The organism is Pseudarthrobacter sp. SSS035 (genome assembly GCF_023273875.1).
In the GTDB taxonomy this organism is placed as follows: domain Bacteria; phylum Actinomycetota; class Actinomycetes; order Actinomycetales; family Micrococcaceae; genus Arthrobacter.
The window spans coordinates 2,955,845-2,968,607 of record NZ_CP096882.1 but is presented as its reverse complement, the minus strand read 5'-3'; the positions used below and the strand labels follow the sequence as shown (position 1 = coordinate 2,968,607).

At 63.6% G+C, this 12,763-nt stretch carries 13 protein-coding genes; 2 read left to right on the top strand and 11 right to left on the bottom strand.

What is annotated here, in order from left to right:
- Positions 1 to 26 precede the first annotated feature (26 nt).
- Positions 27 to 2,522, bottom strand: coding sequence for an ATP-dependent Clp protease ATP-binding subunit (locus MUN23_RS13695; RefSeq protein WP_248759009.1), 2,496 nt, complete (start codon positions 2,520 to 2,522; stop codon positions 27 to 29).
- A 606-nt stretch (positions 2,523 to 3,128) separates the two neighbouring features.
- On the opposite strand from MUN23_RS13695, the gene MUN23_RS13690 reads away from it, so the two are divergent.
- Positions 3,129 to 4,265: a PxKF domain-containing protein gene (locus tag MUN23_RS13690; protein WP_248759006.1), complete on the top strand. Its 1,137-nt coding sequence runs from the start codon at positions 3,129 to 3,131 to the stop codon at positions 4,263 to 4,265.
- The gene (locus MUN23_RS13685; RefSeq protein WP_248759004.1) at positions 4,262 to 4,648 is read left to right on the top strand and encodes a hypothetical protein; all 387 of its coding nucleotides are present in this window, start codon (positions 4,262 to 4,264) and stop codon (positions 4,646 to 4,648) included. Before MUN23_RS13690 ends, MUN23_RS13685 begins: the two co-directional genes overlap by 4 nt.
- 147 nt (positions 4,649 to 4,795) lie before the next feature.
- Here the strand turns inward: MUN23_RS13685 and MUN23_RS13680 are convergent, their stop codons facing one another.
- The 10 genes from MUN23_RS13680 to MUN23_RS13635 all read right to left on the bottom strand — a co-directional run bounded on the left by MUN23_RS13680 (position 4,796) and on the right by MUN23_RS13635 (position 12,667).
- Positions 4,796 to 5,104, bottom strand: a complete 309-nt coding sequence (locus MUN23_RS13680; RefSeq protein WP_248759003.1) for a hypothetical protein — start codon at positions 5,102 to 5,104, stop codon at positions 4,796 to 4,798.
- Entirely contained in the window at positions 5,101 to 5,919 is an 819-nt protein-coding gene (locus MUN23_RS13675; RefSeq protein WP_248759002.1) for a cation diffusion facilitator family transporter, read from the bottom strand. Before MUN23_RS13675 ends, MUN23_RS13680 begins: the two co-directional genes overlap by 4 nt.
- Positions 5,916 to 6,242 carry a helix-turn-helix transcriptional regulator gene (locus MUN23_RS13670; protein ID WP_248759001.1) on the bottom strand — a complete coding sequence of 109 codons (327 nt, stop codon included), beginning with the start codon at positions 6,240 to 6,242 and terminating at the stop codon, positions 5,916 to 5,918. The genes MUN23_RS13675 and MUN23_RS13670 overlap by 4 nt, the downstream gene beginning before the upstream one ends.
- Positions 6,243 to 6,354: 112 nt before the next feature.
- A complete protein-coding gene (locus MUN23_RS13665; protein WP_248759000.1) occupies positions 6,355 to 7,023 on the bottom strand; it encodes a thioredoxin domain-containing protein in 669 nt (222 codons plus the stop codon).
- A gap of 97 nt (positions 7,024 to 7,120) precedes the next feature.
- Entirely contained in the window at positions 7,121 to 7,534 is a 414-nt protein-coding gene (locus MUN23_RS13660; RefSeq protein WP_248758999.1) for a hypothetical protein, read from the bottom strand.
- Positions 7,535 to 7,704: 170 nt separating this feature from the next.
- Complete coding sequence (locus tag MUN23_RS13655; protein ID WP_248764085.1) at positions 7,705 to 8,472, bottom strand: amino acid ABC transporter ATP-binding protein; 768 nt, start codon at positions 8,470 to 8,472, stop codon at positions 7,705 to 7,707.
- 17 nt (positions 8,473 to 8,489) lie between these two features.
- A complete protein-coding gene (locus MUN23_RS13650; protein WP_371875909.1) occupies positions 8,490 to 9,470 on the bottom strand; it encodes an amino acid ABC transporter permease in 981 nt (326 codons plus the stop codon).
- On the bottom strand, positions 9,467 to 10,303 hold the full coding sequence (locus MUN23_RS13645) for an ABC transporter substrate-binding protein (RefSeq protein WP_248758998.1): 837 nt from the start codon (positions 10,301 to 10,303) through the stop codon (positions 9,467 to 9,469). Before MUN23_RS13645 ends, MUN23_RS13650 begins: the two co-directional genes overlap by 4 nt.
- 229 nt (positions 10,304 to 10,532) lie before the next feature.
- Positions 10,533 to 11,264, bottom strand: a complete 732-nt coding sequence (locus tag MUN23_RS13640) for an SDR family NAD(P)-dependent oxidoreductase (protein WP_248758997.1) — start codon at positions 11,262 to 11,264, stop codon at positions 10,533 to 10,535.
- On the bottom strand, positions 11,261 to 12,667 hold the full coding sequence (locus tag MUN23_RS13635; RefSeq protein WP_248758995.1) for a DUF6421 family protein: 1,407 nt from the start codon (positions 12,665 to 12,667) through the stop codon (positions 11,261 to 11,263). The genes MUN23_RS13640 and MUN23_RS13635 overlap by 4 nt, the downstream gene beginning before the upstream one ends.
- Positions 12,668 to 12,763 lie beyond the last annotated feature (96 nt).

The window sequence follows — 12,763 nt, the reverse complement described above, 5'->3', positions numbered from 1 at the left end:
CAACGGCGGTCAGCCGTGGTTGCTGTTCAGGTCGCGGCGGGCAGTGCGTCCGGGATCCGCGGTTTCGTGTTTCCTGTGAAGGTGAACGTCGCGTCGTCGCCTTCGCCGTCAACGTCGACTGCGATGATGTCGCCGGGCTTGAGCTCGCCGAAGAGGATCTTCTCGGAGAGCTGGTCCTCGATCTCGCGCTGGATGGTGCGGCGCAGCGGCCGGGCACCCATGGCCGGGTCGTACCCACGGGTTGCCAGGAGCACCCTGGCTGCGGTGGTGAGCTCGATGCCCATGTCCTTGTCAGCAAGGCGCTGCTCGAGGCGGCCGACGAACATGTCCACGATCTGGATGATTTCGTCCTGGGTCAGCTGCGGGAAGACGATGACGTCGTCGACACGGTTCAGGAACTCGGGGCGGAAGTGCTGCTTGAGCTCCTCCGTGACGCGGGCGCGCATCCGGTTGTAGCCGGTCTGGGTGTCTGTGCCGGACTGGAAGCCGGTGGCAACGCTCTTGGAGATGTCCCGGGTGCCCAGGTTCGTGGTCATGATGATCACGGTGTTCTTGAAGTCCACCACGCGGCCATGGGAGTCGGTCAGGCGGCCGTCTTCCATGATCTGCAGGAGTGAGTTGAAGAGATCGGCGTGCGCCTTCTCCACCTCGTCGAACAGGACCACGGAGAACGGACGGCGCCGGACCTTTTCGGTCAGCTGCCCGCCCTCGTCGTAGCCGACGTAGCCCGGAGGGGCACCGAAGAGCCGCGAAACAGTGTGCTTCTCCGAGTACTCGGACATGTCCAGCGTGATGAGGGCATCCTCCTCGCCGAACAGGAACTCGGCCAGGGCCTTGGCCAGCTCGGTCTTGCCCACACCGGTGGGGCCGGCGAAGATGAACGAGCCGCCCGGACGCTTCGGGTCCTTCAGGCCGGCACGGGTGCGGCGGATAGCCCGCGAAACCGACTTAATCGCCTCGTCCTGGCCCACGACGCGCTGGTGCAGTTCGGCTTCCATTTTCAGCAGGCGCGAGGACTCTTCCTCGGTGAGCTTGAACACCGGGATACCGGTGGCATTCGCCAGCACCTCCGCGATCAGTTCCTCATCAACTTCGGAAATGTCATCCATGCCGCCGGACTTCCAGTGGCGTTCCTTCTCGGAGCGCTCAGTAATGAGCTTCTGCTCCTTGTCGCGCAGCGAAGCGGCACCCGCATAGTCCTCCGCATCCAACGCGGACTCCTTCTCCATTTTCAGCGCAGCGATCCGCTCGTCCATCGCCTTGAGCTCCGGCGGGGCGCTCATCCGGCGGATACGCAGCCGGGCGCCGGCCTCATCGATCAGGTCGATCGCCTTGTCCGGCAGGAAGCGGTCCGAGATGTAACGCTCCGAGAGGTTCGCGGCGGCGACCAGCGCGCCGTCGGTGATGGTGACCCGGTGGTGCGCCTCGTAGCGGTCCCGCAGGCCCTTGAGGATCTCGATCGCGTGCGCGACGGAGGGCTCCTTGACCTGGATCGGCTGGAAGCGGCGCTCCAGCGCGGCATCCTTCTCGATGTGCTTACGGTAGTCATCCAGCGTCGTGGCACCGATGGTCTGCAGCTCGCCCCGAGCCAGCAACGGCTTAAGGATCGAAGCCGCGTCGATGGCACCTTCGGCCGCACCGGCACCGACAAGGGTGTGGATCTCATCAATGAACAAAAGAATGTCCCCGCGGGTGCGGATTTCCTTCAGGACCTTCTTCAGCCGCTCCTCGAAGTCACCGCGGTACCGGGAGCCGGCCACCACGGAGCCCAGGTCAAGCGTGTACAGCTGCTTATCCTTGAGAGTCTCCGGCACATCGCCGCGGACAATCGCCTGGGCGAGGCCCTCGACGACGGCCGTCTTCCCGACCCCGGGTTCACCGATCAGCACCGGGTTGTTCTTGGTGCGGCGCGAAAGGACCTGCATAACGCGTTCCATCTCGGACTCGCGTCCGATCACCGGGTCCAGCTTGTTCTCGCGCGCAGCCTGGGTGAGGTTGCGGCCGAACTGGTCCAGGACCACCGAACCCGCAGGAGTTACCTCCGCCTGGCCCGGGCCGACGCCGGCGCCGGTGGTTTCCTTGCCCTGGTAGCCGGAGAGGAGCTGAATGACCTGCTGGCGGACGCGGTCCTGGTCTGCCCCGAGCCTGACCAGCACCTGGGCGGCCACACCCTCACCCTCACGGATGAGGCCCAGCAGGATGTGCTCCGTGCCGATGTAGTTGTGACCCAGCTGCAAGGCTTCGCGCAGCGCCAGCTCCAGCACCTTCTTGGCCCGCGGGGTGAAGGGGATGTGCCCGGACGGGGCCTGCTGGCCCGGGCCGATGATCTCCTGCACCTGCTCGCGCACGCCGTCGAGCGAAATGCTCAAGGACTCAAGAGCTTTGGCGGCAACGCCCTCACCTTCATGGATCAGACCCAAGAGGATGTGTTCGGTACCAATGTAACCGTGGTTCAGCATGCGTGCCTCTTCTTGGGCAAGCACAACTACGCGACGGGCACGGTCCGTAAATCGCTCAAACATGTCACCACACTCCTGGCTGCCGCCTACCTTGATGCTACGTCGCCTCAGGCCTACATGGGGGGTGTTCGCCGAGAGACAGGATATTAGAGCGTTAGGAAGGCAGACTTCTCCCGATCCCTGAGCTGTCGGAAGCCTACACTCACGTCAACGTGGGCTCTGGTGCGAGGGAATCGCCGGGAGTAGCGTTCTTTCCAAGAAAATCTCCGTCTGACTGGGCTCCAGACAAATCTGAGATTGTCAACTAAAGATGGCCCCACTTCTGCAATTAGGAATGGCCCCACCTTCCGACCCGCCGATTCCGGATGCAACGATAGGTCACCACCGACCCAGGCAAGCGCGGCGGCGCCTTCGGTGGATTCACCACAGGCGCCAAAGATGGCAGCCGTTGACACTGAGGTGATGCGAGACATCAGCAGCCTTCCTCAACTTCTCCGCAGGATATGGGCAATTGCTGGAGAAACCATGGATCTGTCTGCCGCGCCGATGTTAACCTGACGCTCATCGTGGTTCTTCAATGGGGGAGAGAGCAATGCTCGGTACTAAATGGGGGATGATTTCGGCCGCAGCATTGGTGATTGTGCTCGTTGCACAGCTACTATCCGCCAGTTGAACAGTCTTATCAGCGATCAGGCCGGGAGCCTTGGGCTGCAGTATGTAGACAACTACGACGTTCCTAACGGCCATGAGCTCTGCGGAGAATTCGCCGCCCAGGAGCTATTCCTGAACGGCGCGAACATCGTTCTCGACAGGGAGGAGGGTTACCATCCGACAGCCTTCGGCCAGGGCCTGATCGCCGACAGGGTCAGGGCCTCGCTCCAGTCCGCTGAACCGGGCACCTATTACAACGTTCTCCCCGACCAAACCGTCACATCCACCTTCGAGGCAGCCGGCGGACCGGTGAGCCTCTCCACACAGTGGCCGGGCAGCGACGTTGTCCTCAGCCTGACGTCGCCTTCGGGCCGGGTCATCGACCGCAACGTCAACAGCGCGGATGTGCAGCACGAGGTGGGCCCCACATTCGAGAGCTACCACCTGGCATCCACGGAACCGGGCCTCTGGACAGTCAACCTGTATGGGGCACGAGTAGCCCCTCAAGGCGAACTGACCAGGCTGTCCGTGTGGCACGCACCGAAGCTCAACCAGAACCCGGTGGCCGCCCTCAGCTTCTCCTTGGACGGCCGCACCGTGGCGGTGGATGCCGGTGTCAGCACTGACGCGGACGGGAACGTCATCGACTATCTGTGGGAGTTCGGCGACGGCACGACGGCCACCGGAAGCAGTGTCACCCACACGTACACCACGGCCGGAACTTATCTGACCACTCTCGCCATCAGGGATGACAAGGGCGGAGAGGCATTCGCCGCGGCGGACCACACGGTGACAATCTCCAAGTATGACTTTGCCGGCTTCTTCCAGCCCGTAGCCGCCGCCCCCGCAGTCAGTGAAGTCAAGGCCGGCCGGGCCGTTCCCATGAAGTTCAGCCTGGGCGGGGATTACGGGCTCGGCATCATCCAGGCCGGCTCCCCCACCTCGGTGCGGGTGGAATGCCCGACAAATACACCGGTCAGCGCAGTTCAGGAAACCTCGACAGCTGGCGCCGGGACCCTGAGCTACGACCCGTCAAACCAGACGTACAACTACGTCTGGAAAACGGACAGTGCCTGGTCGGGCACCTGCCGGACCTTCAACATGGCCCTGGATGACGGTAGCGTTCACCAGTCCACGTTCAGGTTCATCAGGTGAAGAAGCAGTCGTCGATGCATCGTCGCTGGAGCGCGGGAATCGTGCTCTGGGCTCTACTCATCCTTGCCTTCATCGTCCTGATGGTTGTTGGCCTGCAGATGTCGTTCTTGTTCGTCTCCACACCCCAGCTGGAACAGCGGGCCGCCACAGGCAGACTGTTTATCTACGCCGGATCGCTATTGTCGCTCGGGGCTGCCTTCTGGTCCCACGCACAGCGTAATCCCCGGTGGGTGACCCTCAGCGTCGGGGCGCCGGCCGTTTTTGTAGGCGGGGCTGCGCTAATCCTACCGGACGGCCTGGTGTCCCACATGGCCGCAATCATCGCCCTCCCCGCCGCATTCGCCGGGCTCCTCGGAGGTGTTCTCGCCAAACCGCGGCCCTAGCCAACGCTGAGAATCTCCGATCCGTTGGATACCACTTTGGGGACGGGTCAGACTGCCAGACCCACCATACCTGCGGCGGTTAAGGCATCGCGGGGTGCCAGGATGCTGAGCCTGCAGTCGGTCTGGAACGGATCAGGTGCAAAGGCGTCACTGTTCACGGTGAACTGCGGACCGCAGGGACTCCGCCGACGGGAGCCCGGCGAGACCCCCTGGCCCCGGATAGATGCGGCAGGATAGCGCCGCATCGGAGGTCACAGGGAATAGGTCACGGCCGCCGGCAATGAACGACGGAGATCCCTGGAAGCCAAGCTCCATCGCTTCCTCTTCGGTGCGGACCACCCGCACTCTCAGCTGTTCGACGCTGTTCACCTCCGCGGCCAGGGCCAGGCGGAACAGCTCCAAGGCAGCTTCGCCGTTCGGACAGCCTGGGATGACGCGCAGTTCGTAGTCCTTCACGCCTGGTCCTTTCTGCGACCCATTGCCAGGGCCTGAGGTCCGGATCCACAACCGGCGCAGCAGCCCCTACCTGCCGCATCGTCGTGCGGCTTGCCCGGTTCCGGCACTGACACGACTCGGCCCTCCTCGCTGTCGTCGGCGATGGGGCGGCAGTCGTCTGTCTCGGCGTCGAGGGTGGACTCGGAGTGGGGAACGGTGCAGCATGCGTCACCCTTCCAGGCGTTGCTGCCTTCGCGGACGGCGATCACGGCGATGACCAGGGCGGCTCCGGCGTCGGCCCACCACCAGCCCAACGTGCTGTTCAGGACCAGCCCGCCCAGCAGGACGGCCGAAAGGTATGTGCACAGCAGCGTCTGCTTCGCGTCCGCCATCGCGGTCTTGGAGCCGAACTCCCGGCCGGCGCGGCGCTGCTGCCACGACAGGACGGGCATGATGGCCAGGCTCAGGGCGGCGATCACGATGCCCGGGGTGGAGTGTTGTGCTTCGCCTCCGCCGGTGAGGGATCGGGTCGCGTCCACGGCCACGAACGCGGCCAGGGCGAAGAAGGATATTGCGATGATGCGCAGCGTCAGGCGTTCACGCCGTTCAGGGTCCTTGGCGGCGAACTGCCAGGAAAGGGCGACGGCGGAGGCGACTTCGATGACCGAGTCCAGTCCGAAGCCGATCAAGGCGGAGGAGTCCGCGACCCCGCCGGCCCGGAGCGCTACGACGGCTTCGATGACGTTGTAGGTGATCGTGGCGGCCGCGAACAGGCGGATGCGACGGCTGAGGACGGCGCGGCGGGCCAGGCCGGGTGCAACCTGGAGCGCGGTCATACCAGGCACTCACCATCCGGCGCACAGCAGGCCGGGTCCACGGCCAGCACGACGCCGATCAGGTCCGTGATCGCATGGCCCAGCTTCGCATCGGCAAGCTCATACCGGCTCCGTCGTCCGTCCGGGACCGCCACCACGAGACCGCACCCTCGCAGGCAGGTCAGGTGGTTGGACATGCTTTGCCGTGACACCCCAAGGGAGTCGGCAAGATCGGAGGGGTAGGCAGGTTCGGCGGCCAGGGCAAGCAGAATCCGTGCCCTGGTCGGATCCGACACGGCGTAGCCGAACCGCGCGAGCACAGGAGCATGCGTGAGGGTTTCCATTCCCTTAAAGTACATCCAACCGTGTATTCACGCAATTGTGTACGCAGCGTGCCGGTGCGGTCCTGCATTTACTTGCAGGATCTTGAGGACCCACCGTTGGGTACGTCGACGCTTACCGAGCGGCGTCGTCGAGCAGCTGCCGGAACTGGGCTTCGGTGTTGAGGGTGAGTTTTTCGCCGTTGAGGAAGAACGTCGGGGTGCCGGTAACACCCAGGGCTTTCCCATCCGCGATGTCCCGGCGGATCCGTTCCTTGGTGTCCTCGGCAACAACATCCTGATCGAACCGGGCCATGTCGAGGCCGAGGCCTTCCGCGTAGGTCCGGAAGAGGGCGGCCTGGGAGTCCTGCTTTTCGCCCCATTCGGGCTGGGTCGCGAACAGCTTCGTGACCATCGGTTCGTAGTGCCCCTGGCGCGCGGCGGCTTCGACAGCGAGCGCTGCGGTGCCGGAGTTCAGGTGTCCGGGCAGGGGGAAGTAGCGGTGGGTGAACGTGATCCTGTCCCCGTACTCCTCCTTCAGCTCCGCCACCAAGGGCTCGGCGGCGCGGCAGGCCTCGCATTCGAAGTCCAGAAACTCGACCAGCTGGGCTTTTTCGGCCGGTGGGCTGGTGAGCCGGTGACTGTCTTCCCTCGCCACCTGGGAATCAGCGGACGCCGGCGGCACGGGCGTGGCAGGTTTGTTTGCGGTAAACACGGCGAACCAGATCACGCCCCCAGCCACAAGGACCGCCATAATAGTCCAGATAGCGACGCGGACGTTGCGCGCGACAGTGACGGCACTCATCGGCCAGTGTTCCCCCTCAGCTCAGAACTCAGTCCCTCGATCATAGCCAGAGCGCCACCGCGCCGACTGCTCTGACCTGCGGCGATTCCGATTCGCGCTACGCGCCGAGGCGCTCCACTAGCCGGCGCGCCACCGCAGCGCCGCGCGTCTCAGGCTTCCCCGCATCCCGGACGTCGGCACCAACCTCCGCGCCGCCGTCGGCCAACACCCGCTCCCACCGGTGCAACTCGTCGACGACGAACCGCCACGCCGCGGGCGGCAGCGCAACGGAAATCTCGTCATCAGCAGGCGGCCAGCCGCCCCAGCCGTCCTTATTCCGCGGGTGGGCGCGGGTTGCCGCCCAGCCCGCCTCACGGATTGCATGGCCCTGCTCGACGACGGAGTCAGCGCCGTCTTCGGCAGCGATGGCGACGGTGTTGTCGATGGTCCCGTCGATGAACAACCAGTCCTCAACGCGCATGGTCAATGCGAGCAGATCCTCCTCGGGGTTGTCCGCTCCGGGGTTCGTCACTGCGTCACTCCAACTATTCGCATGCCAAGAATCTAGCCCAACATCATCCTTCAAAGCTCGAACGGAAACGTGCATCCAGGCCCCGCATGCAAACTCACAAGACACACACCAATGCCGGTCCGAGCATGATCCGCTTCGCACATCACGCCCGGACCGTCTGGGTTGAGCCGTCAGAGAACTTTGGAGAGGAACTCCTGGGTGCGGGCCTGCTGCGGGTTGGTGATGATGTCGCGCGGGTTGCCGCTTTCGACGACGACGCCGCCGTCCATGAAAGTCAGGGTGTCTCCGACCTCGCGGGCGAAGCCGATCTCGTGGGTCACCACGATCATGGTCATGCCGGACTTGGCCAGGTCTTTCATCACGCTGAGCACTTCGCCCACGAGTTCCGGGTCCAGGGCCGAAGTCGGCTCGTCGAAGAGCATCAGTTCCGGTTCCATCGCCAATGCACGGGCGATGGCCACGCGCTGCTGCTGGCCACCGGAGAGCTGCGCGGGATAGTGGTTGGCGTGGTTGGCGAGACCGACACGGTCCAGAAGTTCCATCGCGCGTGATCTAGCCTTCACCTTGGATTGCCGCTTGACTTGGGTGGGCGCCTCGACAATGTTCTGTAGCGCCGTACGGTGCGGGAAGAGGTTGAAGCGCTGGAAGACCATACCGATCTCCCGGCGCTGGGCGGCGATCTCTTTGATGGTCAGATCATGCAGGCGGCCGCGGGTCTCGCGGTAGCCGATCAGTTCTTCGCGGACGTGGATCCGGCCAGCGCTGATGGTTTCCAGCATGTTGATGCAGCGCAGCAACGTGGACTTGCCGGACCCGGACGGGCCGATGAGGACGGAGACCTCGCCCTGCCGGACCGTCATGTCGATCCCGCGGAGCACATGGTGCTCTCCGAAGTACTTATGGACCCCGTCAATACGGACGAGGGTCTCCTTCGTCATGACGTCGTTGGTGATGGTCACGGTAGCTCATCCTCTTTTTTGGGTGCTTTGGCTGCGGCGGCCGCCGGGGTCAGCTTGACCGGGGTCAACTTGACCGGGGCAGGGACGAGGTTGTCCACGCCCTTTCCGAAGTGGCGCTCAACGTAGTACTGGCCCACCATCAGGAGGCTGGTGATCACCAGGTACCAGAGGGCGGCCACGATCAGCAACGGAATGGGCAGGTAGCTGCGGTTGGCGATGCCGTTGGTTGCGAATGTCAGGTCCAGGGTGAATGGCACCGCGAGCACCAGCGAGGTGGTCTTGAGCATCCCGATGGCCTCATTGCCGGTGGGTGGCACGATGACGCGCATGGCCTGGGGCAGAATGATCCGCCACATGATTTTGGACTTGCGCATCCCCAGGGCCTCGGCGGCTTCCATCTGGCCGGAGTCGACGGACTTCAGGCCGGCGCGGAAAATTTCGGCCAGATAGGCTGACTCGTTCAGCCCCAGTCCCAGGATTGCTGCCATGAAGGCGGTGATCACGTCCTGGGTGCTGAAGCTGAACAGTCCCGGTCCGAACGGAATCCCCAGGGCGATCTTGGGATACAGAACGGAAATGAGGCCCCAGAACACCAGCTGGGTGTAGACCGGTGTGCCGCGGAAGAACCAGACCCAGGTCCAGCTCACGCCGCGGAACAGGGGATTGTCCGACTGGCGCATGAAGGCCAGGAGAATGGCCAGCACGATGGCGATCACCATCGAGAGGACTGTCAGCAGCAGCGTCCAGCCGATGCCCTGGATGACGAGCACGTCCATGAAATAGGTGCCGACGATGTCCCAGCGGAAATTGGTATTGGTGACCAGGCTCTGGCCCAGCAGCGCGGCGAACAGCAGGATGAGGACGGCGCCGGCCCAGCGGCCGGGATGGCGGACCGGAACGGCGTCGATCAGTTCCGGTTTCCGGTGCTCGGCACCGGTCCTGCGGTCGCTGGTATCGGTGGGTGCGAGGGTGCTCAATTGCCTACCGCCGGGTTCACTTCAGACTTCGTGACGGCGCCCTTGGTGTTGCTCCAGGTGTCCAGGATTTTCCCGTAGGTCCCGTCGCTGATGAGTTTGTTCATGACGTTTTTCATGAGCTCGGACAGGGCGGTGTCGCTCTTGGCGACCGCGATACCTTGCGGTGCCGCAGCGTAAACATCGCCCAGGGCCTCCAGTTTGCCGCCGGTCTGCGAGAGGGCATAGCCGATGATGGGGGAATCGGCGGCCATGGCGTCGATGCTGCCGTTCACCAGACGGGTGGTCACATCTGTCTGCGTTTTCAAAGTGACGACGTTGACGCCCGGTTTTCCGGCATCCGTGCATGCCTTGGACCGGCCGGAGACGTCGGGGTCCTCTTGGGTGGTGCCGGTCTGCACCCCCACGGTTTTGCCGCAGATGTCATCGACGCTGAAATTCTTCGGGTTGCCCGTCTGGACGGCCCACAACGTGCCGGCATTGAAGTAGCTGACCATGTTGACGGCCTTCAGACGCTCCGCGTTGATGGTGAAGGAGGAGATTCCCAGATCGTACTTGGCACCGAGAGCGGGCAGGATTCCCGTGAATTCCGACGTCTGGACCCGGACCTTCAGGCCGAGGGTCGCCGCGATGGCCTTGGCGAAATCCACGTTGTAGCCCACCGGGGTCTGGCCATCGGCGCCGCCCAGGGATTCGGCCGGTGCGTACGTGGTGTCGGCACCCACCGTGAGGGTGCCCTTGCTCCTGATGGCCTCAGGGACGCTCGCGGCGAGGGCATCGTCCCTGGCCACAGAGGCGGGATCAAAACCAGTGGAACCCGGGGCAGCTCCCCCCATGGTCTGTGATGCATTGGTGCAACCGGTCAGAGAAAGAAGGCCGATGGCGAGACTCGCCAGTGCCTTTGTCCTCTTGGACGGAGAAAACGACATTGTTTACCTCTTGGTTGGTGTGGCCCATGAATGGGATTGTTTTCTGACTGCCTGCACGCAGCTCGGCGTGCGGGCGCGCCTGTACTGGCGCTTGGTCGATCTCCCTACCTGTTTCCGGGTCTGGATGGGTGAAAGATCAGGCCAGGGGTAGGCGGGAACCGTTGAGTTCGGCAGCGGACCTGCTGAACAGGGCGGCCGAAGCGGCTCCGAGATCCTTCACATGGGTGAATCCCGGGAATTTCCGGTCGGGCTGGGAAGCCTTCATCTTGTCGTCGACGAGGGCCTTGACCACGAACACGACGGCAGCCGACCGCTGCGGTTGGGCGTGGTTCGTGCTGCCGGATTGTGAGCTGCGGAAGCCGTCGGCGACCGCCAGCGTCCAGGCCTCGGAAGCGGCCTTGATCGCTGCGTAGGCGGCACCACCTGCTGAGGGATTGGCAGCTGCCTGGGCAGACACGATGGCCAGTCGTCCCGCCGGGGACTTTTCAAGGTCGTCGTAGAAGGCGCGGCTGGTGTTTCGCAGTGTCGTCAGGACGCTGGTGTGCAGAAAGTCCCAGTCAGAGTCCTCCTGCCCCGGTATGCCGTCGCCGCCGCGCCAGCCGCCCACCAGGTGGATCAGGCCATCGAGGGGTCCAAGGTCCCGGCGGACCGAGGACGCCAGTTCCCGCACGGCCGCGGGTTCTGCGAGGTTGCAGGTGTAGCCGGTGACGTTGGGGCAGGACTGTGCGAGGTTCTGCACGCGTTCAGTGTCCAGGTCCACGGCGGCTACGCGGAATCCGGCACCGCTGAGGGCCGATACGACGGCGGTCCCGGCCTCGCTGGTGGAGCCGGCCACCATGACGGTCCTGGGTCCGTCGGGAGCCGTCATGCCGCAGCCTTGAGGCTGTTGCGGCCGTTGGGCTCACCGGTGATTCCGGCCGTGGATTCGATGACGTTTCTCATCTTTTTCTCCAGTGCTTCGTAGAACATTGAAAGGGGGAACTCGTCATCCAGCACCTGGTCGGTCAGGCCCCGAGGTGGGCCGTCTAGGGCCAGCGCGTCGGGGCCCTTGGCCCAGAGGGATGCGGGGTGCGGGGTGACTGTCGCGCTGATGAATTCATAGGCCGCAAGCCAGTGAGCGGTTTTCGGGCGGTCAATTGAACGCCAGTACAGCTCCTCGATCCGCTTGCCAAGTTCGATAACTACTTCGGGCGCTTCCGACCAGTCGATAGACAGTTTCGAGTCCGTCCAATGAAGCACCTTGTGCTGGTGCATCCAGGCGAAAAGGAGCTGACCGCCAAGGCCGTCGTAATTGCGGACCCGGTTGCCTGTCATCGCGAACCGGAAAATCCGGTCGAAGATGACGGCGTACTGGACGAGTTTCGCGTGGTTTCGCGCCTCCGGCGCCGCGTTCTCATCCCTCTCGATACGGACGGATTCACGGAATGCCGTCAGATCGCACCGCAGCTCTTCCAGGGTGTAGAGAAAGAACGGCATCCTCTGCTTGATCATGAACGGATCAAACGGCAGATCCCCGCGCATGTGCGTCCTGTCATGGATCAGATCCCACATCACAAAGGTTTCCATGGCCAGCTGAGGGTCTTCAAGCAGCCGCCGCGCTCCGTCGGGGAGCGTGAGGGACGTGATGTCGCTGGCTGCGGCCACCACCCTCCGGAACCGCTCAGCCTCGCGATCCGCGAAAATACCACCCCAGGTGAACTGCGGGGTTTCACGGACGGCTACGCTCTCAGGAAACAACACGGCCGAGTTCGTGTCATAGCCCGGTGTGAAGTCGATAAAGCGGATGGGTACGAACAGCTGGTTCGAATACTCTGCACCTTCGAGGTCAGCGATGAACTCCGGCCACACTACTTCGAACAGCACGGCCTCCACGAAGCGGTTCGGGCTGCCGTTCTGCGTATACATAGGGAAGACCACCAGATGCGGCAGCCCGTCGATTCGGTGCTGCTGCGGCTGGAATGCGAGCAGAGAATCCAGGAAGTCCGGCACCCCGAACGAGGAAGCAGCCCACCGCTCGAAGTCAACCTCGAGCCGGGCCAGATAGTCCGCATCGTGTGGGAATGAGGGGGCCAAATCCCTGACTGAAGCCGTGATCGTGGCGACCTCGTACAGGGCGCGGTCATGGTCCGCCGGATCAGGTATCGAGCCGTCCTTCACCTGGATCTGCTGCAGTTCTCCGGCGGCCCGTTTCAGCTCGGTCCAGGACGAGTTTGAGGCAAGCAGGGCCCCTATTGAGGAGCGGGATACGTTTTGTGCTTTTGTTGCAGCCATTGCTACGGCGTCCTTCCTTCTCTGTGACCCGCGTAACACTAGTGAACAGAAAGACACCTTTATCTAAAAACACGTACACAGTAAGCAAGTCTTAGC

Excerpts from the sequence above, each read along its gene's own strand:
- MUN23_RS13695 (WP_248759009.1), bottom strand. The coding sequence starts at position 2,522 with ATGTTTGAGCGATTTACGGACCGTGCCCGTCGCGTAGTTGTGCTTGCC.
- MUN23_RS13675 (WP_248759002.1), bottom strand. The coding sequence starts at position 5,919 with ATGACCGCGCTCCAGGTTGCACCCGGCCTGGCCCGCCGCGCCGTCCTC.
- MUN23_RS13670 (WP_248759001.1), bottom strand. The coding sequence starts at position 6,242 with ATGGAAACCCTCACGCATGCTCCTGTGCTCGCGCGGTTCGGCTACGCC.
- MUN23_RS13665 (WP_248759000.1), bottom strand. The coding sequence starts at position 7,023 with ATGAGTGCCGTCACTGTCGCGCGCAACGTCCGCGTCGCTATCTGGACT.
- MUN23_RS13655 (WP_248764085.1), bottom strand. The coding sequence starts at position 8,472 with ATGACGAAGGAGACCCTCGTCCGTATTGACGGGGTCCATAAGTACTTC.
- MUN23_RS13645 (WP_248758998.1), bottom strand. The coding sequence starts at position 10,303 with ATGGGGGGAGCTGCCCCGGGTTCCACTGGTTTTGATCCCGCCTCTGTG.
- MUN23_RS13640 (WP_248758997.1), bottom strand. The coding sequence starts at position 11,264 with ATGACGGCTCCCGACGGACCCAGGACCGTCATGGTGGCCGGCTCCACC.
- MUN23_RS13635 (WP_248758995.1), bottom strand. The coding sequence starts at position 12,667 with ATGGCTGCAACAAAAGCACAAAACGTATCCCGCTCCTCAATAGGGGCC.